The organism is Mycobacterium sp. NGS26 (assembly GCF_059813025.1).
In genome coordinates, this window is sequence record NZ_JCALDU010000001.1 from 430,716 (window position 1) to 452,376 (window position 21,661).

At 65.3% G+C, this 21,661-nt stretch carries 22 protein-coding genes, 1 tRNA gene and 1 riboswitch; of the genes, 7 read left to right on the forward strand and 16 right to left on the reverse strand.

Annotated elements, in window-relative coordinates:
* The first annotated feature begins 66 nt into the window (after positions 1-66).
* A complete protein-coding gene (locus AC5Y6X_RS02025) occupies positions 67-660 on the forward strand; it encodes a recombinase family protein (RefSeq protein ID WP_499984003.1) in 594 nt (197 codons plus the stop codon).
* Between the two features lie 196 nt (positions 661-856).
* On the opposite strand, the gene AC5Y6X_RS02030 is transcribed toward AC5Y6X_RS02025, so the two are convergent.
* On the reverse strand, positions 857-1,186 hold the full coding sequence (locus AC5Y6X_RS02030) for a hypothetical protein (protein WP_499984005.1): 330 nt from the start codon (positions 1,184-1,186) through the stop codon (positions 857-859).
* Positions 1,187-1,644: 458 nt separating this feature from the next.
* A riboswitch (SAM riboswitch) is annotated at positions 1,645-1,756 on the forward strand.
* A gap of 36 nt (positions 1,757-1,792) precedes the next feature.
* On the opposite strand from AC5Y6X_RS02030, the gene AC5Y6X_RS02035 reads away from it, so the two are divergent.
* Both AC5Y6X_RS02035 and AC5Y6X_RS02040 read left to right on the forward strand, forming a co-directional pair.
* Entirely contained in the window at positions 1,793-2,305 is a 513-nt protein-coding gene (locus AC5Y6X_RS02035; protein WP_499984007.1) for a hypothetical protein, read from the forward strand.
* A 36-nt stretch (positions 2,306-2,341) separates the two neighbouring features.
* Positions 2,342-3,493: an AlbA family DNA-binding domain-containing protein gene (locus AC5Y6X_RS02040; protein WP_499984009.1), complete on the forward strand. Its 1,152-nt coding sequence runs from the start codon at positions 2,342-2,344 to the stop codon at positions 3,491-3,493.
* Positions 3,494-3,882: 389 nt separating this feature from the next.
* Here AC5Y6X_RS02040 and AC5Y6X_RS02045 read toward each other — a convergent pair whose 3' ends face one another.
* A complete protein-coding gene (locus AC5Y6X_RS02045; protein WP_499984013.1) occupies positions 3,883-4,935 on the reverse strand; it encodes a hypothetical protein in 1,053 nt (350 codons plus the stop codon).
* Positions 4,936-5,112: 177 nt separating this feature from the next.
* Here AC5Y6X_RS02045 and AC5Y6X_RS02050 point away from each other — a divergent pair, with 177 nt between their 5' ends.
* Positions 5,113-5,304 carry a hypothetical protein gene (locus AC5Y6X_RS02050; RefSeq protein WP_499984017.1) on the forward strand — a complete coding sequence of 64 codons (192 nt, stop codon included), beginning with the start codon at positions 5,113-5,115 and terminating at the stop codon, positions 5,302-5,304.
* A gap of 451 nt (positions 5,305-5,755) precedes the next feature.
* On the opposite strand, the gene AC5Y6X_RS02055 is transcribed toward AC5Y6X_RS02050, so the two are convergent.
* The 7 genes from AC5Y6X_RS02055 to AC5Y6X_RS02085 all read right to left on the reverse strand — a co-directional run bounded on the left by AC5Y6X_RS02055 (position 5,756) and on the right by AC5Y6X_RS02085 (position 14,252).
* Positions 5,756-7,822, reverse strand: a complete 2,067-nt coding sequence (locus AC5Y6X_RS02055) for a bifunctional DNA primase/polymerase (RefSeq protein WP_499984019.1) — start codon at positions 7,820-7,822, stop codon at positions 5,756-5,758.
* A gap of 938 nt (positions 7,823-8,760) precedes the next feature.
* Complete coding sequence (locus AC5Y6X_RS02060) at positions 8,761-9,900, reverse strand: tyrosine-type recombinase/integrase (protein ID WP_499984021.1); 1,140 nt, start codon at positions 9,898-9,900, stop codon at positions 8,761-8,763.
* An 88-nt stretch (positions 9,901-9,988) separates the two neighbouring features.
* Positions 9,989-10,061: transfer RNA gene (locus tag AC5Y6X_RS02065), tRNA-Ala, on the reverse strand.
* Between the two features lie 50 nt (positions 10,062-10,111).
* The gene (gene sepX / locus AC5Y6X_RS02070; RefSeq protein WP_324674606.1) at positions 10,112-11,158 is read right to left on the reverse strand and encodes a divisome protein SepX/GlpR; all 1,047 of its coding nucleotides are present in this window, start codon (positions 11,156-11,158) and stop codon (positions 10,112-10,114) included.
* A 177-nt stretch (positions 11,159-11,335) separates the two neighbouring features.
* A complete protein-coding gene (locus tag AC5Y6X_RS02075) occupies positions 11,336-11,989 on the reverse strand; it encodes a GNAT family N-acetyltransferase (RefSeq protein ID WP_324674604.1) in 654 nt (217 codons plus the stop codon).
* A gap of 21 nt (positions 11,990-12,010) precedes the next feature.
* Positions 12,011-13,300: a molybdotransferase-like divisome protein Glp gene (glp, locus tag AC5Y6X_RS02080; protein ID WP_324674602.1), complete on the reverse strand. Its 1,290-nt coding sequence runs from the start codon at positions 13,298-13,300 to the stop codon at positions 12,011-12,013.
* Between the two features lie 43 nt (positions 13,301-13,343).
* Positions 13,344-14,252, reverse strand: coding sequence for a UTP--glucose-1-phosphate uridylyltransferase (locus AC5Y6X_RS02085; RefSeq protein WP_324674600.1), 909 nt, complete (start codon positions 14,250-14,252; stop codon positions 13,344-13,346).
* Between the two features lie 76 nt (positions 14,253-14,328).
* On the opposite strand from AC5Y6X_RS02085, the gene AC5Y6X_RS02090 reads away from it, so the two are divergent.
* The 3 genes from AC5Y6X_RS02090 (at position 14,329) to AC5Y6X_RS02100 (ending at position 16,067) form a co-directional block, all read left to right on the forward strand.
* Positions 14,329-14,919 (forward strand): 5-formyltetrahydrofolate cyclo-ligase, encoded by a 591-nt coding sequence (locus AC5Y6X_RS02090; RefSeq protein WP_324674598.1) that lies wholly within the window; start codon positions 14,329-14,331, stop codon positions 14,917-14,919.
* Between the two features lie 74 nt (positions 14,920-14,993).
* Complete coding sequence (locus AC5Y6X_RS02095; RefSeq protein WP_324674597.1) at positions 14,994-15,320, forward strand: FmdB family zinc ribbon protein; 327 nt, start codon at positions 14,994-14,996, stop codon at positions 15,318-15,320.
* Between the two features lie 66 nt (positions 15,321-15,386).
* Positions 15,387-16,067, forward strand: a complete 681-nt coding sequence (locus tag AC5Y6X_RS02100) for an SAF domain-containing protein (protein ID WP_324674595.1) — start codon at positions 15,387-15,389, stop codon at positions 16,065-16,067.
* 34 nt (positions 16,068-16,101) lie between these two features.
* Here AC5Y6X_RS02100 and AC5Y6X_RS02105 read toward each other — a convergent pair whose 3' ends face one another.
* The 7 genes from AC5Y6X_RS02105 to rpmF all read right to left on the reverse strand — a co-directional run bounded on the left by AC5Y6X_RS02105 (position 16,102) and on the right by rpmF (position 21,482).
* Complete coding sequence (locus AC5Y6X_RS02105) at positions 16,102-16,524, reverse strand: large conductance mechanosensitive channel protein MscL (protein WP_324674593.1); 423 nt, start codon at positions 16,522-16,524, stop codon at positions 16,102-16,104.
* A 158-nt stretch (positions 16,525-16,682) separates the two neighbouring features.
* Positions 16,683-16,838, reverse strand: a complete 156-nt coding sequence (locus AC5Y6X_RS02110; protein WP_324674591.1) for a hypothetical protein — start codon at positions 16,836-16,838, stop codon at positions 16,683-16,685.
* A gap of 22 nt (positions 16,839-16,860) precedes the next feature.
* Positions 16,861-17,418 carry a MogA/MoaB family molybdenum cofactor biosynthesis protein gene (locus AC5Y6X_RS02115; protein ID WP_324674589.1) on the reverse strand — a complete coding sequence of 186 codons (558 nt, stop codon included), beginning with the start codon at positions 17,416-17,418 and terminating at the stop codon, positions 16,861-16,863.
* Positions 17,418-18,866: a S1C family serine protease gene (locus tag AC5Y6X_RS02120; protein ID WP_324674587.1), complete on the reverse strand. Its 1,449-nt coding sequence runs from the start codon at positions 18,864-18,866 to the stop codon at positions 17,418-17,420. Before AC5Y6X_RS02120 ends, AC5Y6X_RS02115 begins: the two co-directional genes overlap by 1 nt.
* A gap of 102 nt (positions 18,867-18,968) precedes the next feature.
* Positions 18,969-20,513, reverse strand: coding sequence for a HAMP domain-containing sensor histidine kinase (locus AC5Y6X_RS02125; RefSeq protein WP_324674585.1), 1,545 nt, complete (start codon positions 20,511-20,513; stop codon positions 18,969-18,971).
* The gene (gene mprA / locus AC5Y6X_RS02130; RefSeq protein WP_324674583.1) at positions 20,513-21,199 is read right to left on the reverse strand and encodes a two-component system response regulator MprA; all 687 of its coding nucleotides are present in this window, start codon (positions 21,197-21,199) and stop codon (positions 20,513-20,515) included. The genes AC5Y6X_RS02125 and mprA overlap by 1 nt, the downstream gene beginning before the upstream one ends.
* 109 nt (positions 21,200-21,308) lie before the next feature.
* On the reverse strand, positions 21,309-21,482 hold the full coding sequence (gene rpmF / locus AC5Y6X_RS02135) for a 50S ribosomal protein L32 (RefSeq protein WP_324674581.1): 174 nt from the start codon (positions 21,480-21,482) through the stop codon (positions 21,309-21,311).
* Positions 21,483-21,661: the final 179 nt, after the last annotated feature.

A 21,661-nucleotide genomic window follows, 5' to 3' on the forward strand; every position in this document is an offset into this window, starting at 1 on the left:
CGAGGCCTAGTTGTCTCGAAAGTTCGTCTCGGAAATAACTTTCTCGAATTTGCGATTCCAGTACTTATGAGTCATGCCCCCGGCGTCGATGGACACACGGTTGGCCAACATGTCGGGTATACCCGGGTCTCCACGGTCTCCCAAACCCTCGACCAACAGAACGAGGCGCTCATCAACGCCGGGGTGTCGAAGACTTTCGAGGACGTGATGTCCGGCGCCCGCGATGACCGCCCAGGCCTGGCCGCGCTAATGGAGTACGTACGCGAGGGCGACACCGTCGTGGTCTGGAAGTTGGACCGACTTGGCCGCAATATGTTGCACATCCTGCACACCGTCAAAGAGCTGACCGATCGTGGCGTCACGTTGATCTCCACCACTGATGGAATCGATTCTTCGACTGCGGCGGGTCGGATGATGATCGGGGTATTGGGCTCTCTCGCTGAATACGAACGGGAGTTGATCAAAGAGCGTACTGCGTTGAAAAGAACAGCATCTCGCGCCAATGGCACTAAGTTCGGTAGGCCCCGCAAGGTTCGGGAGATCCAGGACCTTGCCACAGCCAAGCGTATGAAACAAGACGGGCACACGGGTCGGGACATAGCCAGATACCTCGGGATAAGCAGGGCGACGCTGTACCGGTACCTGGCCGACGACGTCTAGCTGGGCAGCCCCGGCGCTCGGAACCAGCTAAAGCCGAAATGAGGGCGGTTGGGCCCACCCGGAATGGGTGCCTGCGCCGTGCCCGGCCCCCTTTGTTCGTGTCAACCCGGTTTAGTCGCCCAGGGATGCCGCGCCAACGGATTGACGCTCCCGGTTCCGGTCCCCATCTCTTAACCCGCGTCGATCACACTGCTCATCATTTCGGCAGCCCGCACTGGTTGTAGGGCCATGTGGGGTCCTGCCAGTTCGGTGAGGTATGTGACGGGTCGATGCCATTGGGACACGGGTTTGGCACCGGTCGGGCGTTCGTCGGAAACGGGTCGGTGTACTCTCCGGGATTGCCGGGAGAACCGGGAGCGCCGCGAGTCACGCAGTCCATGATCTGTCCCAGCGCGTCCAACTCGCAACAGGTGCCCTGATTGTTGCAGACCTGACGGGTCTTGAACGGATTGCCAGCATGCGCTGCCGGTGCCGCCATGACCGCGACCCCGATCAGGCCCGCCGCGAACGCCGCGGTGATTTTCATTTGCGGCTCCTTCCCCCGGTGCTGAATGCCACCACACCGCCAGCGGAAGCTCACAGCGCATTGGGGGCAGCATAGGCTCTCGCGTGTGTACCGGTATAGGGCCGATGAACTCTATTTGTGAATCCCCGCGCCAGTCAGTCAACTCTGACCATTCTCGCCTTGACGCGCGTGGTCGCGGTCATCGTCGGTACCTCGGCCATTAGGGACGCCACCTTGCGCCATTCGTCGGGCGTCAAGGTGATTAAGCGGTTGTTGGTGGGTCTGCCTGGGTGGGCGCTGCACGGTCGTCGGCTGCCTCTGCGTCGACAATCCGTTCATGTGAAAATATATTTTGGCGTGCGCGGATGCTGGTGCGCGATGCTGGGATTGAACCAATAATTGCACCAGGCGGTCCGCTTCTTCACGGGCTGTGTTTCCCTGCGAGGACAGCGTCGGTTCGTTCTCATACACTGACGTTGCTTCACGAGTTGCGCCATCAAGCCCCGGCTTGGCGCACACCAACCCCAATTGCTCACGGGTGGTCCGGGTGACGAAGCGGCTGGCGCCAACCGGTGTCGGCAAGAGCGCCTCCCTTTACGGAGGCCCGGTTTTTCGGGAGTTCTGGCTATGACAGACGTACCCAAGTTCACGCGGGAGCAGCTCCTTGCCCTAGCCCGCGAGCGCGGCATCTACCCGCCGAAGGACGCCAGCGATGAGGAGATGGAGGTGGTGAAACGGCGGTTGTCCGCCGAACGCGGATGGATCATTCTGCCGCGACCCAACCCTCACAGAGTGGAAGCATGGGCGGAGCGGCATCGTCGTGACGGTCACCATCCCCACCCGGCGCCGACCGCCGAGAACCCCGAGCGCTGGGATTGTGACTGCGGCTACATTTGGCGCATCCTGACGCCCGCGCAGATCAGGCAGAAGTTCGCCCATCTGAGCCAGCGGAATATTGCGGCGCGCAGGACCGACCCGGAGGCGCGGCGTCACATCAAGGAGATCCAGGCAGAGCAGGAGCAGCGCAATGCCAAATTGCGCAAGATCGACCACAGTGACATCCCGCCCCTGCCGATCGCCGCCCGGTATGCCGCTGGGAGGCCGGGTCGCGGCGGCTTCCAAATCCGAAGCCGGGAGTAGTTCAACACCGGCAGCGACTAATGCAGGATGGGCGTGATGGCAGGCAAGCGCGTCCGCTTTAGTCCACAATACGATTCCATGCACGTGGAAGGCGTGGGCGACGCAATGCTGATGGATAGCGACCACACTTTCTCGTCCCTAGAGGTAATCGGTCCGGCAAGCCTCTCGTCGCTTCGCCAAGCGATGATGGCTGTCTACCCGGAATGCGATTACAAGGCCGAAGATGACCCGCTCGCGGACCTGCCGCGGTTCTTCGTTCAGTGGTCGCTCGATAGCGCCGCACACTTTGATGACGATCTTTCGCTGGCGGAGCCAGTCAGCGTTGCCCTGATGCGTGACGGAACAGTCGTGATCGAGTGTGATGTCGAGTCTGCACCTCCTCCACGCACGGAGAAGGACACCTGGGACGAAGCTACGGACATTCTAGAAGCCTGGCTCGGGCCTCGCCGCGGTCGATTGGTTTCCTTCACGCCGTACCCTGGCTACCGCGGGTACTGGACCGTTCGATTTGAAGTACCAATTCGGGGTCTTACAGTAGCGGACGCACACCAAATTGGCAGTGACGCAATCGCAGTCGTGGAGGCATATGCCCACGGCGACGGTGCTACCTCGATCGAGTCCCTCGTTGCACTGCTCCGCGCAGGTCATGCCAAAGCTCTGCTCGGCCTCAACGAGCACCAGTTGCTCGAAGCCAAGCGAAGCCTTCACCTGGTTGACCAAAAGGCTCGCTTGGAATTAGCGAAAGACGTTTCCGCTATGGCCAACTCGCATACCGGCGGACTCCTTGTCGTCGGTTTGGAAACCAAGCCGAAGTCCGGCCGGGATGTAATCACCGCGGTTCACCCGATGCCCGATACTGGACAGGTCCGCGCCATCCGGAAAGTTATAGACAGGCTCGTTTATCCGCCCATCGAGCATTTGGATGTATCGCTCGTCCCTGCTGACCCGACGCGTCCTGCCGGCCAGCACTTGCTTTTAATCGCCGTCCCGAAGCAGCCCCGCGAACTCTTTCCTTTCTTGGTCATCGGAGTGGTAGCCAGCGGGCAGTTACTCGGGAATTACGTCGGTATGTTCGAGAGAAGGGGCGAAGACACCTTCGCGTCTGGGGCAGCGTCCATCCATGCTGGACTGTCGGCAGGGCTTGCTCTCCTCCGGAGAGGAAGCTCTGGCTCTGCCGCCGACCAATAGTTGCCGCCGGTTATTCGTCCAGGCGGAAGAACTCGATCGAGAACTTCCTCCGGAGAATGCGCTATGACCCTTCCCGTCGAACGGAAGCCGCCGGGCTAGCGCCAACTCCGGCGCGGCTTACGTGATGCGGGGAAGAATGTCGGCCATGGCCGCTGCACCGCTGAGGCAGCAGGCGGTGGTGTTGTAGGCAGCCCGCACGGCAGGGGCGAAAGCGAACGTATCCTCGGACCTCACCGAGCGGTGGTCACCGGAGTACACCGTGTGAAAGCCGTGATCCCCTAGCGTTTGGACCCCGGTAGGACCAAGTCGGGATGCCACTGGTGCCTGGAATGACCGGGACCTTGGCCAACCCCGATTGCGAAAGCGGCCGACGCGCCGGTTTAAGAGGTTTACCCGTCGTCCACGAGGTATTGCAGCCTGGGCGGAACGGGGGAATCTCTGAGATGTTTTCTGACGATCTCAAGGGCACGGCTCCCGTAATCGGGCCCTGGCGAGGCCGGGTAGGTCAGGCGTAATGCGCGCTTGTCTCCGCGTCGACTGTCGGGGATTTTGCCGCGTGTCCGATCATCCGGGTCGTATATCTCTATCAGACCAAACTCGCATAACTCATGCACGGAGGCGTAGGCCTCATGGGCCAAGCCGTAGTCACGCCACTTCAACTTGTCGGGGATGGCAACACCCTCGTGGGCGTCGAGTGTTCTCCCACCGTGGCGGAGCAGGCGAGTGTGCTCCATGATGACGAGCAGCGTCGCCATTTCTTCAGCGGTCAAGACCAAATGCCAGCCCGCGAGAAAGAAGGCGGCCGGAAGCACGACGGTGTCTGTCGTCGAGGTTCCCGGAACGTGGTAGGGGCGACGGGACCCGTCGTCACAGTTGAGACGAAACCCGTCGTACCGGTGAGGGTTACCGGGTTCTGCGACCGTGACTAGGCCATACCGGTCTAGCTTATTGAGGGCACGGGTAATCCGGAGATTGAGTTCGCGGGTTTCCACGCCGCGTGTTCGCAGACCGCTGAGATCGGCCCATCCACGGGCGCCGTTGTGGTGGCGGTTTTCGACGCGGACGCCTGGATCGAATTCCTGGTGGACGACATAGATGGCCGTGAGGTAGGCCTGCTGAGCGTTGCCTGGCCGATTAATGAGCTTGGTGTTCGGCGGTCTGGTAGCCGCATCAGCCCCACGCCGTGCAAGTGGTGTGCCCGCTTCGCGGGGAGCACGCGACTGTTCTAGTCGTATGAAACTGCTGCGGATGCGGATGTCGGGATGATCCCCGGTGTCGAGGGCTCGGTAAAGATTGGTGGCGATCTCGATGCCGTATGCGCGAGCGTTGAGGTTCTCCAACCGCTTCTGCCTGATGGCTTCGGCATTGGCGAGCGCCTTTTTGTCGTCCTCTTTCTGCTTCTTCAGACGAGCCGCTTCTGCGAGCCAATCGAACTTTTTCATCCCGCGTCACGCGCCGGTGAAAACTTCTTGGGTAACCCCTAGCGGGTTACCTGCTGGCGGCATATAGGTCATATTCTGAGTATAGGTTACGTGCCGCTAGCGATTACCCAACATACCGCTAGGAGCTATCCGACCGCTGCGCGACGTGGAGACCAGGCGCGCCACACAATGTCGACCATGACCAACCGCGACGCCAAGAAAAGCGAACTGGAACGGGTGGCGGCACGCGGCTGGCTGTTCACCTTCCGCTACGTCCTACTGCTACAGGCGAGCACCCCATCCACTCGGCTAAGCAAGTGGGCCACCGCGTTCGGCGCGGCTTTAGGGTCAGGTCTCATCAGCGTCGCGGCAGCGCGAGGTTATCGATAGTGGCGAGTTCCGTTGATCGACCTGGTGACGTGAGAAACCGCACGAAGACCTCGCCGAGTTGATGGGCGACGTCGACTAGCTCTACTGAACGGTGGGTGCCATTGGCCAGTACCGCCGTCATGGTGGACATGCATAACCAGACAGGAAGCAGCACACAGCCGACACCACAAGCGCGAGGTAGTCACGAGCCGGGCCCGAGCGGCGGGCGCGGAACCCTGGGTAATGCGCTCTATTTTTCTTCATGTTCGTTCCCCTGCCCCTAAAGGGGCAGTGGGAAACGTGAACGGTTGTCGTGATCGTATTCCGTGAACGCTTTGTGATCGTTCTACCTGCAACTACGCCAAAGCCGTGATCGACGATGATCGGTTCGTGAACGCTCCCGTGATCGAAATCTTCCGTGAACGCCCGACCAGCGGTTTTACCGGAATCGTGATGGCTGCGTGAACGGTCGTCATGCCACGACCCAACTCGTCGCAGTCCCACCAGCCGGGCCTCCCGTGGTACCCGGAATACATCTGAGGCTGCCTTCATTTGTGCATTTGGTCAGCTGGCGGCGGGCCTTCTCGATCTCGGCACTCTTCGGCTTGGAGGTGTCGAACATCGCCATGGCCAATGCCCTGGCGGTGATGCCCTCATCACCAGCTTGCTTGGCAAGCGCCACCGGATCCGTGCTCGACAGGATCGCGATGGTTCCGGTGCCCTCGTCGTGGGAGAGCATCAGCGGCCCGATCTCCTCGGCAGGCTGCTTGAGGTGACGAAATCCCACTATGGGGTCACCGGGCTGGCCATTGAGCAGGACCACGGAACCAGCTCCGGCGGTCAACCACGCGGAACCGTAGACATCGCCAAGGCCAGGTACAGCAGGGAGCCGCTTGACGAGATGGTGTAGCTCAACCAGCTGGATATTGCGGTTGAGAAGGATCTGCCGGGCCCGGTTGTATCGGGCGCCGACCTCATCGTCAGACAGGCCCAGGGCACCGTCCTTGAGTGAATCGAGATACACCACCGAAGCACCAGCACGTTCAGCTAGTTCGACCAGAAGCCGTGGGTTACTGGCGATATCACCTGGCGGCGGCCCTTCCCAGATCACCAGCCGCTCACGGAGCACATCGCGATAGGAGTCGTCGAACTGACGGTGTAGCGACCGGGCAATCTGTGCGGGGCGGTCCATCGCCAAGTAGAGGATCTTGCCCTCCACCGGCACCACGGGTAGATCGAGGACGTACTCCTCGATTCTCCCAGTACCGCCGAAAATTCTCCCCATACCCCCCAGCTGGGCTCCGATGAGCATTCCCGCCAGCGTCGTCTTACCGAGGCCCGGTAGCCCGCAGATCATCAACGACTCGCCCTCTGGCCACAACACCTGCTGGCCACTACCCCACAACGCCGGGATCTCGTTGGGCACGTCGAGGATGAACGAAGCACCGTCAGTGAAGGTCTGGGTATTGCCAGATCCCCTGTCACCGTTGTCGTGCTCGGTGATCTGTGACGGCGACGTTGCGGCAACCAGGGCAGCCGCACCCTGGGTGAAGCGCAGAAACTCGGCCTCAGCCACTGACTGGGGCCGAGTGTCGGTGACTTCAAGGACATACGCCTTGTACAACTGATCCAAGGCATTGGGAACCCCGACGCGACCCACAGCTGCAAGGCGCATTAGGGCGCCAACACGATCGCGAGTGGTGTCATACCGGCTACCGGTGTGCTTACTCAGATCGGCCATTGCCTGATCCAGCTGTGCCGCAACGACGCTATCGGGCGGTGATCCGTGGTCATGTTGAGAAATCAGCTTTTGATACAGCTCTTCGTTGATCTTCGCCCGCTGTGCCACAGTGCGGTTCGGTGCCGAGCCGTCAAAGACCTCGTCCAGCACCGAATCCCGGCTCAGCTCCTCAACCCATTTCGCTGGCAGCTCCGGCAGATCCTGCACGCGGGGCACCTGCCCCTCCGGGAGCAACGCACCGTCAGGCCCATACCACCGGTACTGGCCCCCGATGGGGTGAATGGATGGCCATGCGGTGATGTGGCGGTGGTGGGGCTGAACGATGTCGACGTTGCCGATACCGAGGTCATCAAACTTGAGACCACCCCGAAACAGCACGCCTTGGGGTACTCGATAGGGGCGGATACCGCTCACAGCGTCGTCACCGCGAGAGCTACTACGGTACGTGGGCGACAAAGCGCCCCAGAGTTTTTCGGCCTCGTCAAGGGTGCGACCGCCGGACTTGCCGCTGTAGGCATCCACGTCGATGCCGATCACACCGTGATGAACCCGGAGCATGAGGTTGGCATCAGCGGGCTGGTTCTTGATCCACGCAGCGATCTGCTCGTCGGTAGGCCAGACACCGTCATAGCCGGTGAATCCCGCTAGGTGAGGTACCTTCTCCCGGGGCCGCAAGGGCAGCACACCCAGCCAGCCAGCATCTCGATAGATCGGGGCTGCGTCCCTATAACCGACAAATTCGGCCCCTTCGATTGCGCTTATTTGCGTTTCTGCTGCAATTGGTTTATTATTATTCACAGTTTCTTCTTTCCAGCCCCCCACTTCGGTAGGGGCTGGTTTAATTCTTGGGTAGTACTTCCAGCCCTCATAAACTCACGAAGGACGTGGGTGAATTACATTAGGCGCCTTGGAGAACGACGCTTCGCGTCGACGGTGTAGCCGAGGCTGCGTAATTCGGCCGCGAGCCCTACGGCATACCCAGGGTGGATACGCCAGACCTTCGCGTCGGCATCCCAATCCCGGCCCCACGGCGGTAACGCTCTGATTGCCCTCGCCGCTCGCTCGGCGTGTTCGAAGCTGACCAGCGCATCGTCGTAGTACTGGCCTAGACGCTCGAACCAGACGCACTTTTTATACGATTTTTTTGGTGGTCGCCTCCTCGCCGGAGGCGACTTTGTTTTGTCATACCAATTCCTTCAAGTTCGACCAGTAACCCAGAAGGCTGCGTTACAGGGGCGGCCCACGTCGTTGAATCCGGCGAGCTGTGGTTTTGGTCATCGACGATGAAGTTGCAATACCAGCGGAGGAATTGACAGAGAAAGCTGATTCGGGGGCGACCTTGCAAATTTCGAGGATGGCAGCGATATCATCGTCCCCAAGTAACCATTTGCGCCCGATTTTCCGGGCAGGAAACTGGCCAGCTCGCAGTCGATCTGCGAGCCAGCGCTCGCTACAGTGCAGCTCGGAAGCGGCTTGACGTAATTCCCGGAGAGTCATTCCCGCGTCGGCTCCTTCGATAATGATGAAGACGACCGAATGCTATCGGGAAGACATTGCACACGGAAATAAGCAAACCGGCATCGGGGGATGAGTTCTCAAGGCCGTGTCAAAGCCTTATCAAATCGCGACCAAATCCTTGTCAAATCAAATTTCAAAAGCCCAGGGGAATTTCGAACCAGTGGCAACTTGAGCACGTGATGAACATCACACAAGCGATTTGGAGCCGGGCGAAAAAATCAAGCGTCGACCGAATCGTTTTGCCGCCCCACGGATCCATTCGTCTTCAATGCCTTGCCGACGACATCGGCCACAACCCGTGACGACCTCCGGTCCAAATGGCCGTAACGGTCCACTGTCGTCTGAATGCTTTCGTGGCCGAGGTGCCGTTGGATCACCGGCAGCGGTACACCACCGGCGATCAACCACGAGGCGTTGGTGTGTCGGAGATCGTGGGGTCTCGGCGACTTGCTGAGCCCCTTCTCTTTGGCCCTGATTAATGCAGGCACCCAGGCGTTAGTGTGAAAGTTCTGGGCCCGCACAGGATCATTGGGTCCTCCGCGCCAGCCTCTACCGGAGTTTCTGAAGGTCCACTCGCCGGTCAGATCGAGCTTGGCCAGGGTGTCGGCCGCAACGTCGACAGTGCGGACGGCGCGCCTGGTCTTGGGGGGCCCCAGCTGGTAGCCGTCACCGGGGACATAGCGCCAAGCGCGTTGTATTCGGACGGTGCCCTCGGCAATGTCGATGTCGCCCGGCTTGAGCGCCGTGGCTTCACCGAACCGGGCGCCGCTGGCGACCAGGAACTCGACCAGCGGCTGCCAATAGTCACCGACGCACGAATGCAGCAGAAAGAACTCCTCGTGGGTGAGGAATACCATCTCGCGAGCTTCGTCACGGGGCAGCCGGTTGCCGTCACAGGGATTTGCCGAAATGTGGCGGGCCCGCACCGCCGCGTTGAGAGCACCGGCCAAGAAGCCATGCTTGTTCGCAGCAGTCTTCGCAGAGCCGGTCAAACTGTTGAGCCACTGGGCAGCATCGGCGTTGGTCAGTGCCGCCAACGGCAAGGGCCCGATCTTGCTGGGGGCAATGTCGTTCGCGATATACCGCCGGTACCGGACGCGGGTTGCCTCATTGACCCCCGTCAAGTGGTCCACATGGCGGGTGCACCAGCTGGCCACGGTAAAGCCATCGGCACCGGGCGTTTGGGTTGCCCAGACTTCCAACGCCTTGGCTGGGCTGGTCTTGTTGGCCAGCTCCTGAAACCTCACAGCCTCGGCGTGATTGTTGAACGAGGACGAGGTCTGCTTGCCGTTCAATATGTACAGCACCGCCGTATAGGTGCTGCCGTCCCTGCGCTGGCGAATTCTGAGACTTGCCACGGGCGCATCCTACGCCGAGTCTTGACGGGGATCTTGACGCGGAAGCTGTGCCGAATAGATTTATTGCTCTGACCTGATGATTTCGTAGTGGAGCTAAGGGGATTCGAACCCCTGACCTACTCGATGCGAACGAGTCGCGCTACCAACTGCGCCATAGCCCCTGAGTGCTAGCAGGCTACCAGTTCCGCCGCGGCCGGCGCCCCGCCAGGGGCTACTGACCGACGGCTCGCGGCAGGTCCCTGGGCCACCCGTAGTTGCGCATCGGCATCGCGTAGTCCAGGTGCTCGAAGATCGGGTCCTCGTCGTCGATCTCGAGAACCACCGCGCCCGGGCGCCGCAACCGCGAGGGGACCACGTCGTACTCGCGGTCGTGGGCGTTCTCCACGCCGAACCGCGCCCGCGCCATCCGTTGCATCCGGCGGCGGCGCACCTTCTCCTCGATGCGGGTCTGCCGGCGCAGGTAGCCGAGGTAGAGCACGGTCACCGCGGTGGCGCCGCCGCATACCCACCAGGCGGTCGGCGTCACTTTGAATGCGGCCGTGGCCGAACCGATCAGGACGAGCGCCATCACCATCAGCACGCGCTTGCGGAAGGCGTATTTGCGGGCGCTGACCGCGGCGGCGGTCTTGGTGTCGAATCGACGCCGCCGCCGCGCGTCCGCCGATGGGACACGCGCCCGCAAGTCCTCTTCCTCTTCGGAGTCCTCCTCCGGCTCCAAGCCGGACGAATCCTCCATGTATTCGTAGCGGTCGCTCAGCTCTTCGTCGACCTCCGCCTCGGCGAACGCGTCGGTCTCGTCGGCCACCCCTTCCGCATCGGCCTCGTCGGCCTCGTCGGCCTCGTCCACGGGCACCGCGGCGCCGGCGCCCGCCGGAAGGGCGCCCGAATCCTCGACGACGTCGACGTCGAGGTAGTCGGGTTCGGCATCCTCGGCCGGGGCGACCTTCATGACGACCGGACGCGCGCTCTGCAGATCGTCGGTATCGGCTTCCTCGTCCGGGCTCTCGTCGGCGTCGTCGGCGAAGTCCTCGTCCGCCGTGTCTTTCTCCGGCTTCCAATCGGGGTCACTGCGATGACCCGCGGCCGGACCGCCGCGCCTGAGCAGACGGGAAGCGCCGCCGTTGAGCACCCGGGTCGCCAGGGCGACATCACTGGTTCGGCGCACCGCGTCGCGTTTGCTGATGAGCATCGGAACCAACACGAACAGCCAGAGCACCACGAGCGAGATCCACAACAACGATTGCGGGATGCTTGGCATGATGACCTGCTCCTTCTGGTCTGTATCCCCGCGAGGCTCATCGGCGGCCAGCGCGGCCGGGTCACAGCGACCAGGACAATTACACACCTGTAATTTGCCCCCTACAAGCACCAAACGTCACTCGTGTCGCGCTAGTCACAGCCAATGGTGGCCGCGGGCGCCGTCAGCGGCTACCGGTCACGCCCAACTCGCGTGGCCCGCGCGGACCAGTGTCGATGCCACCGAGCCGTACACCTCTTCGATGGTGATGGCCATCAACAGGTGGTCCCGCCATGCCCGGTCCACCTCGAGGTAGCGGCGCAGCAAACCCTCCTCGCGGAAGCCGACCTTCGCCAGCACGGCCCGGCTCGCGGCGTTCTCCGGACGCACGGTGGCCTCCACCCGGTGCAACATGACGGGGCCGAAGCAGTGGTCGAGACCCAGCGCCAACGCTCCGGTGGCCACCCCGCCGCCGGTCGCCGACCGGGACACCCAGTAGCCGATCCACGCCGACCGCAACGCGCCGTGGGTGACGTTGCCGATGGTCAGCTGACCGCAGAACCGCCCATCGAGCTCGATCACGTACGGCAGCATGCGCCCCTTGCGCGCCTCCGCCCGCAGCCCCGAACACAACGCCGGCCACGCCGAAACCGCATGCCGGCTGGTCCAATCCCCCTCCGCGCTGGGCTCCCACGGCTCGAGGTGCGCGCGGTCGGCCAACCGGATCCGGCTCCACTGCGCGCCATCGCGCATCCGCACCGCCCGCAACCGGACCACGCCGGCCGGGACGCGCAGCGGCCCGACGTCCAAGGGCCAACCGGGATGGCGGGAATTGGTGCGCAACAGGTTCACGGGCGTGTGCAGTCGTTGCGCTCAGCCGCGCTGGGCCAGGAAGGCGACGTCGACGATCTCACCGGTACGAATCTGCTCGGCCCCGCTGGGAACCACAACCAGACAGTTCGCCTCGGCCAGCGTCGCCAACAAGTGCGACGCCCCGGGCGCCCCGCCCAGCGCCTGCACCAGGTACTCACCGGTGTCCTGGTCGCGCATCAGCTGGCCGCGCAGGTAGCCCTTGCGCCCGGCCACCGAGGTGATCGGCGACAGCGTGCGCGCCTGCACGATCCGGCGCATCGGCTGCCGCTTACCCAGCGACAGCCGGATCAGCGGCCGGACCATCACCTCGAAGACCACCAGCGCGCTGACCGGATTGGCCGGCAACAGAAACGTCGGGACGCCCTCGCGGCCCAGCTGCCCGAAGCCCTGCACGGAGCCGGGATGCATGGCGACGCGGACCACCTCCATGTCGCCGAGCTCGGCGAGCACCGACCGCACCGCCTCGGCCGCCGCGCCACCGACCGCGCCGGCGATCACCACGATCTCGGCGCGATTGATCTGGCCCTCGACGACCTCCCCGAGTTCCTTGGGGTTGTTGCTGACGATGCCGATGCGGTTGACCTCCGCGCCGGCATCGCGACCGGCGGCCGCCAACGCGTAGGAGTTGACGTCGTAGACCTGCCCGTTGCCGGGGGTGCGCGAGATGTCGACCAGCTCGCCGCCCACGGCCATCACCGACAACCGCGGGCGCGGGTGCACCAGCACCCGTTCGCGGCCGACCGCCGCCAGCAACCCCACCTGGGCCGCGCCGATGATCGTCCCCGCTCGCACGGCCACGTCGCCGGGCTGCACGTCGTCCCCGGCGCGGCGTACATAGGCGCCCGACGGCGCCCCGCGCAGCACCCGCACCCGCGACGTTCCGCCGTCGGTCCATTTCAACGGCAGGACCGCGTCGGCCAGCGTGGGCAGCGGGGCGCCGGTCTGCACCCGGACGGCCTGGCGGGGCTGCAGCCGGCTGGGTGTGCGGGCGCCGGCCTCGATGGTTCCCATCACCGGCAGGACCAGCCCGTCGCGCGCTTCCTCGTCGGCGAGCGCCTCGCCGGTGTCGTCGTCGTGCGCCTCGACGCCCAGCTCGCCGACGCCCAGCACGTCGACGCTGCGCACCGCGTAGCCGTCGATGGCGGCCTGATCGAAACCGGGCAGGGGCCGTTCGGTGATCACTTCCTCGGCGCACATCAACCCCTGCGCCTCGGCGATGGCGACACGGATCGGCCGCGGGGCCACCGCGGCGGCCGTTATCCGGGCCAGCTGCTCCTCCACAGAACGCACAAGCGCGCCTCTCTGCCCTCAAGCCCTGACGGCGCCGGGCCCGCTACTGCTCGGTCAGGCCCAGTCGCGCCACCAACCACCGCCGCAATTCCGGGCCGTAGTCGTCACGATCCAATGCAAAGTCAACCGCAGCCTTGAGGTAGCCGCCGGGATTTCCCAAGTCGTGTCGAGATCCCCGATGCACGACGACGTGGACGGGGTGGCCCTCCTTGATCAGCAGCGCGATCGCGTCGGTCAGTTGCATCTCACCGCCGGCCCCGCGGTCGATGCGGTGCAGCGCGTCGAAGACGGCACGGTCGAGCACGTAGCGGCCCGCCGCGGCATACATCGACGGCGCGTCCTCGGGCTTGGGCTTCTCGACCATGCCCTTGACCTTCAGCACGTCCGGGTTGCCACCGGGAACGGACTCGACGTCGAAAACGCCGTAGGCACTGATCTCTTCGGGCGTCACCTCGATTGCGCACAACACGGTGCCGCCGTATTCGGCGCGCACCTTCGACATCGTCTCCAGCACACCCGTCGGCAGCACCAGGTCGTCGGGCAGCAGCACCATGACGGCGTCCTCGTCGGCCGCCAGCGTGGGCTCGACACAGCTGATGGCGTGTCCCAGCCCGAGCGGTTCGGCCTGCACGACGGACTCGACCTTGATCAGCTGCGGCGCGCGCCGCACCTTGTCGAGCATCGCCTTCTTGCCGCGGGCCTCGAGCGTGCCCTCCAGCACCAGATCCTCGACGAAGTGCGCGACGACGCCGTCCTTGCCCTCGGAGGTGACGATCACCAGACGCTCGGCGCCGGCCGCGGCCGCCTCGGCCGCGACCAGCTCGATACCCGGGGTGTCGACGACGGGCAGCAGCTCCTTCGGCACCGTCTTGGTCGCCGGCAGGAAGCGCGTGCCCAGGCCGGCCGCGGGAACGATCGCCGTGAACGGGACCGGGACTTCTGGGCGTGACATCGTTCACACCATAGCGCTCATAACGTTTGCCGCCTCTGCATGGCAGGCCGAGTACCCGTGCTGTCATGGTTGACGCATGGCAACGGTGACCAAGGCCGCGTTGCGGGAACAACTGCTGGCGGCCCGCGACGACGTTGCCGACGACGTTCGGGCCGCCGAGGCCCGCCGGCTCACCGAGCTGTTGGAGCCGGTGGTGAGCGGGGGCAGCACGGTCTGCGCGTACGTGCCGGTGGGCACCGAGCCCGGGTCGATCGAGATGCTGGACATGCTGCTGCGCCGCTCGGCACGGGTGCTGCTGCCCGTCGCGCGCACCGCCGCCGACGGCATCCCCATGCGGCTGCGGTGGGGCGAATACCGGCCGGGCACACTGGTTTCCGGCCCCTGGGGGCTGCTCGAGCCGCCCGCGCCCTGGCTGCCGGAGTCGGCGCTGGCCGAGGCCGCGCTGGTGATCGTGCCGGCGCTGGCGGTCGACCGCCGGGGCGTGCGGCTGGGCCGCGGCCGCGGCTTCTACGACCGGTCCTTGGACGGCCGGAACGCGCGGGCGCGCCTGGTCGCGATGGTGCGCGACGCGGAGCTGGTCGACGAGTTGCCCGCCGAGCCGCACGACGTGCCGATGACCCATGCGCTCACCCCGCGCCGCGGGCTGGTCGCACTCGGCGGGGAATGAGACCGATCATGCGGCGGTTCTAGCACTTGAGCATGTAGAGTGCTAACCAGGCTTACATTCACGGAGGTTATCCAGTGCCGACCTACAGCTACGAATGCACCGAGTGCGGCAACCGCTTCGACATTGTGCAGGCCTTCACCGACGACGCGTTGACGACGTGCGAGCAGTGCTCCGGACGGCTGCGCAAGCTGTTCAACTCGGTCGGCATCGTGTTCAAGGGCAGCGGCTTCTATCGCACCGACAGCCGGGAGTCCGGCAAGAAGGTGAAGAGCTCCACCAACGGGTCGTCGACCGACTCCGGGTCGGCGTCGACGGATTCGGGGTCCGCGTCCACCGACTCGGGGGCGAGCGAGAAGTCTGCCAAGAGCTCCACGCCATCCACCGCGGGCGCCTCGGCCTAACGCGTTATCCACAGCGGGGTTTCACCGGCGCCACCGCGCCGGCGGGACCCCGCTTACTGTTGCGGCGTGGGTCAATCCTCGCTGAATCCAACGCTATTGCGCCGGCTGTCGGCGGCGCTGCGGCCGGACTGGACCCGGACGGTGTTGGCCCGCCGGGTCGCCGCCGGCGCACTCGTGGTGTTGGCCGGCGTCGCCACGTTGCGTTCGAACCCCGACGGTGACCGCGTCGACGTTGTGGTGGCCGCGCGTGACCTCACCCCCGGCATCGCGTTGACCGCCGACGACGTTCGGATCGAAAAGCGTTCGGCCGCAACGGTTCCCGACGGGGCGCGGAGCGACCTGAGTGCGGCGGTGGGTGCGACCCTGGCCAGCCCGACGCGGCGCGGCGAGGTGCTCACCGACGTGCGGCTGCTGGGCAGCCGGCTCGCCGAGGCCGCGCTCGGGCCGAAGGCCGGGCCCGGCGCCCGCATCGTGCCGCTGCACCTGGTGGACAGCGCCCTGATCGACCTCGTGCGCGTCGGCGACGTCGTCGACGTGCTGGCCGCCCCCGACACCGACGCGTCGGCGGGCGCCCCGGCCGCGACCAAAGTGGTGGCGACCGACGCGGTCGTCGTACTCGTTTCGGCCAGGCAGAAGGCCCAGGCCGCCGACGGCGACCGCGTGGTGTTGGTTGCGCTGCCGGCTCGCGTGGCGAACACTGTGGCAGGCTCGGCGCTGGGCCAAGCGGTGACCCTCACCCTGCACTGATCCTCTGGCCGCTGCCCGCCACACCCCGTATGGATCAGGAGGACGTCTGGGGACTGGCGCAGTATTTGCACTTGTGCGCGGCCTCCGGGATGTCGGACATGCACTCCTGACATGCCTTGGTCGCCGGTTCGTCCCCGAACACGGTGACCCCGCGGCGGGCCTGGATGTGCTTGTAGGGCACCACGATCATGAAGTAGACGGCCGTCATGAAGACGATGAAGTAGATGATCGCCGAGATGAACGATCCGATGTCGAGGAAGGTCGCCTTGTTGCCCGCGTCGCCGAGCTGCCAACCCAATCCGAACTGGGTACCGGGCTGCACGGCCGCGACCAGCGGATTGATCACGCTGTCGGTGAAGGCCTTGACGAGGTTCGAGAAGGCCAGGGCGACGACCAGACCGATGGCCACGGTGATCACGTCACCACGCATCACAAAACTCTTGAATCCCTTGAACATGCGCACACCTCCCGTAGCGCCAATTAGGGCGACGCGCCGCCACCCGAGAAAACGGTATGCCACGTTGTGGGCTATCACACATTTCCCGGACAATAAGTCACCAAAGGTTGACCGCGTGGTGACGTCGGCCAACGGAACCCCTTAGCCGACTCCCCTACTCAACTGTGGTGTGGGGGCACGTTCTCCCGCAACCACTGCTCGTGCTCGTAGGCGTCCGAGTCGAACCCGTCCGTCGACTCCTGAACTCCTGAACCCAATTCGGTTCCGAAAACCGTGTTGGCCCCGTGCGGGTCGTGACCGGAATGTGTGATCACAGCAGATCCTCGGGAAAGAAAGTCAGATCTCCAGGCTCGACAGCTGGCCGATGATCTGCGCCGCGAGCGGATTCAGCGTCGCCATCCCGTCGCGCACGGCGTAGCGGGAACCCGCGAGGTTGACCACCAGCGTGCTGCCGGACACGCCGGCCAGCCCTCGTGACAATCCGGCGTCGATGATTCCCGCGGAGAGCCCCGAGGCGCGGATGGCCTCGGCGATGCCCAGGATTTCGCGATCCAGGATGTCGCGGGTGGCCTCCGGCGTGACGTCGCGCGGCGTGACGCCGGTCCCGCCGACCGAGACCACCAGATCCACCCCGCCGATCACCGCCGTGTTCAGCGCGTTGCGGATCTCGACCTCGTCGGCCGCGACCGCGACCACACCGTCGACGACGAATCCCGCCTCGGTCAGCAGCTCGGTGACCAACGGCCCGCTGTGGTCCTCGTCCCCGTGGGCGGTGCGGTCGTCGACCACCACGACCAGAGCCCGGCCGACTACCAACTCCGCACCAGTTTCCATGGGTGCCACCGTATATCCGAGCTCCGACAGCGGCTCGTTCAAGGGCTCCTCGACTCTCATCACTGATCCGCCTTGCCCAGCGTCACCTGCACGGTGCGGCTGGCGCCGCCGGGATCCTGGAAGGTCAGCGTCACCTTGTCGCCCGGCGCCTTGGACCGCACGGCGGCAACCAGCGCGTCGGCGTTGTTGATCGGGCGGTCGTCGACCTTGGTGACGACGACACCCTTGGGCAATCCGGCGGTCGCGGCGGCACCGCCCTGAACGACGTCGACGACCTTGGCGCCCGGGGTGGCCTTGTCACTGGTCACTTGCACGCCGAGCGAGGCGTGGGTGGCCTTGCCGGTGCTGATCAACTCGTCGGCGATGCGCTTTGCCTGATCGACCGGAATCGCGAAGCCCAGGCCGATCGATCCGCTCTGGGCGTCGGGCGAATCGGCGCCCAGGGTGGCGATCGCCGAGTTGACGCCCACCAGCTGGCCGCTCATGTTGACCAGCGCGCCGCCGGAGTTACCGGGGTTGATCGCGGCATCGGTCTGGATCGCGTCCAGCACCGTGTTCTGGTTGCCCGACTCGCCGGTGGTCGACACCGGCCGGTTCATCGCGCTGATGATTCCGGTGGTCACCGTGCCCGACAGGCCCAGCGGCGACCCGATGGCCACCACGGGCTGGCCGACGCGCAGGTCCGACGAGGAGCCCATGGATATCGGTGTGAGGTTGGGGACTCCCTGCACCCGGATCACCGCGATGTCACTGGTGGGGTCGGCGCCGAGCACCGTGAACGGCGCGGTGCGGCCGTCGGAGAACGTCACCGTCGTCTTCGGCGGCGGACCACCGGGTGCGCCCGGCACGCCGGGGGAGTTGGGCGGCTTGGCCGCGGCCGCGACGACGTGGTTGTTCGTCAGGATCAGCCCGTCGGCCGACAGGACGATGCCGGAGCCCTCCTCGGAGGCCCGGCCCATATCGGTCTCGAGCATCACGACGCTGGGCACCACCTTGGCGGCGACCTGTTCGACGCTGCCGGGCGGCATGTTGGCGGCCGGCACGCTGGGGGCCGCCCCCGGGATCAGCCCGGTCCCGCCGCTGGCGGTGGAGTGCGTACCCAGCTCGACGACCGTGGCCGCGGCCCCGCCGATGCCGGCCGACACCACCGCGATCGAGACCGCACCGACCGCCAATATGCCCGCGCGGGAACGCCTTTGGGGCTGAGGGGGAGGCATCGGCGGCAGCATCCCGGGTATCGGGCCGGTGCCGGTGCCCCCCGGGATCGGACCCGTACCGGTCCCGCCGGGTATCCGGCCCGGCCCGGTGCCGTTGAACGGCTCGTAGGGCTGACGGAACTGCGTGGTCTGCGAGGGTTGCGACTGCTGCGGCGTCCGATAACGCCAGTCGTACTGCTGGTTGTACGGCGGCTGGGGCCCCTGGGCATAAGCGGGGGGCGCCGGCTGATTAGGCGCGGTACGGTATCCCGGCTGCTGCGGCGGTGGCGAATACCTCGGGTCATTCGTCATGTCGCTAAGTCGCTCTTCCTCTATATCGGCTATATCGGCTCATGTCGGCTCTCATCGGCGCGTGCCGGCTCGACTTGGCTCGATTTCCAACACTAACTGCAATTACCTTGCCTGCGCCGACTGAGAGTCCACTGAGATAACGTTCGCCGAATCCCGAGAGTTCGCCCCATTGCCGGCCGCCGGTGCCGCGGGGTCGGTCCTTTGGTCCTTGGCGTCGGAAGTGGGCGTCGGGCCCGTCGAAACCGGCATCGGCCGGCCAGGCAGCAGCACGTAGATCGATGTTCCCGGCGGCTGCCCTCCCGAAACCGTGTCTTCGACACGAAGTAACCCGCCGTGATTGAGGACCACCTTCTTGACGATGGCCAGGCCCAGTCCCGAGCCGGGCATCGCCCGCGCCGTCGTCGACCGGTAGAACCGCTCGAAAACCAGCCGGCGTTCGTGCGGCGGAATTCCCGGCCCATGGTCGGAGACCACCACCTCGGCGTGCGACGCGTCGAGTTGCCTCATCCTGACCCCGACGTGGCCGCCCGGCGGGCTCCACTTGGCCGCGTTGTCCATGAGGTTCAGCGCCGCTCGCGACAACCCGGCGGCGTCGCCGTAGACCTGCCACCCGATCACATCGACATCGAAGTGAATATCGTTGCGCCGCCGCCGGACTCGCTCGAGGCTGCGATCGATGACCTCGGACATGTCAACGGGCTCGTACACCACCTGACCGGCGTCGTCCCGGGTCAGATCCACCAAATCGCCTACCAGCGTGGACAATTCCTCGATCTGCGCCAGCACATCGGCTCGCAGGTCGACCATCTCCTGTTCCGGCAGCCGCGGCGCTCCCGGTTCCATCGAGGCCATCAGCAGCTCCACGTTGGTGCGCAGCGATGTCAACGGGGTGCGCAATTCGTGGCCGGCGTCGGTGACCAGCCGCGCCTGCCGTTCCCGCGACTCGGCCAACGCCCGCAGCATCAGGTTGAAGGCCTCAGTGAGCCTTGCCAATTCGTCACTGCCGAACACCGGGATCGGACGCAGGTCGTCGGTCCGTGCCACCCGCTCGGTCGCCTCGGTCAGGCGAGCCACCGGGCGCAGCCCGGCGCGGGTCACCATTCCCCCGGCGACGGCGGCGACCGCGACGCCGATCCCGCCGACGAGCAGCAGCACCCAGCGCAGCTTGGTCATGACCGCTTCGGTCGGCTTGAGGCTCTTGGAGATCAGCAGCGAGCTGCCGTTGGGCAGGTGGATGGCCAGTATCCGTTGGTCGGAGGCGGTGCGCCGCGACATGAACAGGTCGCCGCGGATGACGGCCTTCTCGGCCGGTCCGACCGGCAGCGTCTGGCCGGGCTGGTTGGCGGTGTAGATCGAGTGGCCCGGGTTCACCAGCATCGCGTTGACATCGGAATAGGCGGTCCCCTCGATGGCCTTCCCGGGATCGGCCGCCAGCGAGCCGCTGGTGATCAGCAGCTGCGCCCGGCTCTCGAGTTGGTTGTCGATGTCGCTGTACAGCGCCCTGGAGATCACCGCGTAGACGGCGCATGCCATCAGGACGACGACCATCGCCACCATCGCCATGGCCAGCAGCATCACCCGCCACCGCAAGGACAACGAGCTGGTCGCTCGCAGCGGCGCCCCCCGGCGGTGGTGTTGGCGGACCATCAGGGCGGCGTCTCCCGCAGGACATAACCCACCCCGCGCACGGTGTGGATCAGCCGCGGCTCACCGTCGGCCTCGGTCTTGCGGCGCAGGTACCCCACATAGACCTCGAGCGCGTTGCCCGAGGTGGGAAAGTCGAATCCCCACACTTCCTCGAGGATGCGGCTGCGGGTGAGCACCCGGCGCGGATTGGCGATCAGCATCTCCAGCAGGGCGAACTCGGTGCGGGTCAGGCTGATCCGGCGTTGCCCGCGGGTGACCTCGCGGGTCACCGGGTCCAGGGCCAGGTCCGAGAACGTCATGGCGACCGAATCGGTGGCATCGTCGGGCTTGGTGCGGCGCAGCAGCGCGCGCATGCGGGCCAGCAGTTCTTCGAGCGCGAACGGCTTGGGCAGGTAATCGTCGGCGCCGGCGTCCAGCCCCGCGACCCGCTCGGAGATCGAGTCGCGGGCGGTGAGCACCAGGATCGGCAGGTCGTCGCCGGTGCTGCGGAGTTGACGACAGACCTCGAGGCCGTCCAGCCGCGGCATCATCACGTCCAGGACCAGCGCGTCGGGCCGGTCGCTGGCGATCTTGTCGAGGGCCTCGACGCCGTCGTGGGCCAACTCGACCGAGTAGCCGTTGAACGAAAGCGACCTGCGCAGCGACTCGCGCACCGCGCGATCGTCGTCGACGACAAGAATCCGCACGGCCACTAGTTTCGTCCCAGCGTCTGAGAGCGGCCTGAGAGGCGCGCCGTTCTACAGCGATGCACTTTCACACCGGCCACACCGGCGACGTGTCTGCCCGTCGGGGCCCCTAGCGCCGGTCGAGGTCGATCAGACCGAGGCGGGCCGCCTTGAGCAGCCGGCGGGGCAGTTTGTGCTGCTGACCAGCAACCGTGACACTGACGAGCTCGGGCTTGGCGGCCTTCCACTGCGCGCGGCGGCTCCGGGTGTTCGCGCGGGACATCCTGCGCTTGGGTGTGGCCATGGTCGGGCCTTACTCCTCGATCGGGGCTTCGGTTCGCCGAACGGCGATTTCCTACCAGAATTGCCTCTCAGGATAGTCGGTGGCCCGGCGGGCGCCAAAACGCCGACGGCCGCGCGCCACCGGCCGCGCGCCAGCCGCGCGCCGAAACTTAAACCGCTGCGGTCCACATCGGGGTGTCT

Excerpts from the sequence above, each read along its gene's own strand:
- AC5Y6X_RS02025 (WP_499984003.1), top strand. The coding sequence starts at position 67 with ATGAGTCATGCCCCCGGCGTCGATGGACACACGGTTGGCCAACATGTC.
- AC5Y6X_RS02030 (WP_499984005.1), bottom strand. The coding sequence starts at position 1,186 with ATGAAAATCACCGCGGCGTTCGCGGCGGGCCTGATCGGGGTCGCGGTC.
- AC5Y6X_RS02035 (WP_499984007.1), top strand. The coding sequence starts at position 1,793 with ATGACAGACGTACCCAAGTTCACGCGGGAGCAGCTCCTTGCCCTAGCC.
- AC5Y6X_RS02040 (WP_499984009.1), top strand. The coding sequence starts at position 2,342 with ATGGCAGGCAAGCGCGTCCGCTTTAGTCCACAATACGATTCCATGCAC.
- AC5Y6X_RS02045 (WP_499984013.1), bottom strand. The coding sequence starts at position 4,935 with ATGAAAAAGTTCGATTGGCTCGCAGAAGCGGCTCGTCTGAAGAAGCAG.
- AC5Y6X_RS02050 (WP_499984017.1), top strand. The coding sequence starts at position 5,113 with ATGACCAACCGCGACGCCAAGAAAAGCGAACTGGAACGGGTGGCGGCA.
- sepX (WP_324674606.1), bottom strand. The coding sequence starts at position 11,158 with ATGCCAAGCATCCCGCAATCGTTGTTGTGGATCTCGCTCGTGGTGCTC.
- AC5Y6X_RS02085 (WP_324674600.1), bottom strand. The coding sequence starts at position 14,252 with ATGTCACGCCCAGAAGTCCCGGTCCCGTTCACGGCGATCGTTCCCGCG.
- AC5Y6X_RS02090 (WP_324674598.1), top strand. The coding sequence starts at position 14,329 with ATGGCAACGGTGACCAAGGCCGCGTTGCGGGAACAACTGCTGGCGGCC.
- AC5Y6X_RS02105 (WP_324674593.1), bottom strand. The coding sequence starts at position 16,524 with ATGTTCAAGGGATTCAAGAGTTTTGTGATGCGTGGTGACGTGATCACC.
- AC5Y6X_RS02115 (WP_324674589.1), bottom strand. The coding sequence starts at position 17,418 with ATGAGAGTCGAGGAGCCCTTGAACGAGCCGCTGTCGGAGCTCGGATAT.
- AC5Y6X_RS02120 (WP_324674587.1), bottom strand. The coding sequence starts at position 18,866 with ATGACGAATGACCCGAGGTATTCGCCACCGCCGCAGCAGCCGGGATAC.
- AC5Y6X_RS02125 (WP_324674585.1), bottom strand. The coding sequence starts at position 20,513 with ATGGTCCGCCAACACCACCGCCGGGGGGCGCCGCTGCGAGCGACCAGC.
- rpmF (WP_324674581.1), bottom strand. The coding sequence starts at position 21,482 with ATGGCCACACCCAAGCGCAGGATGTCCCGCGCGAACACCCGGAGCCGC.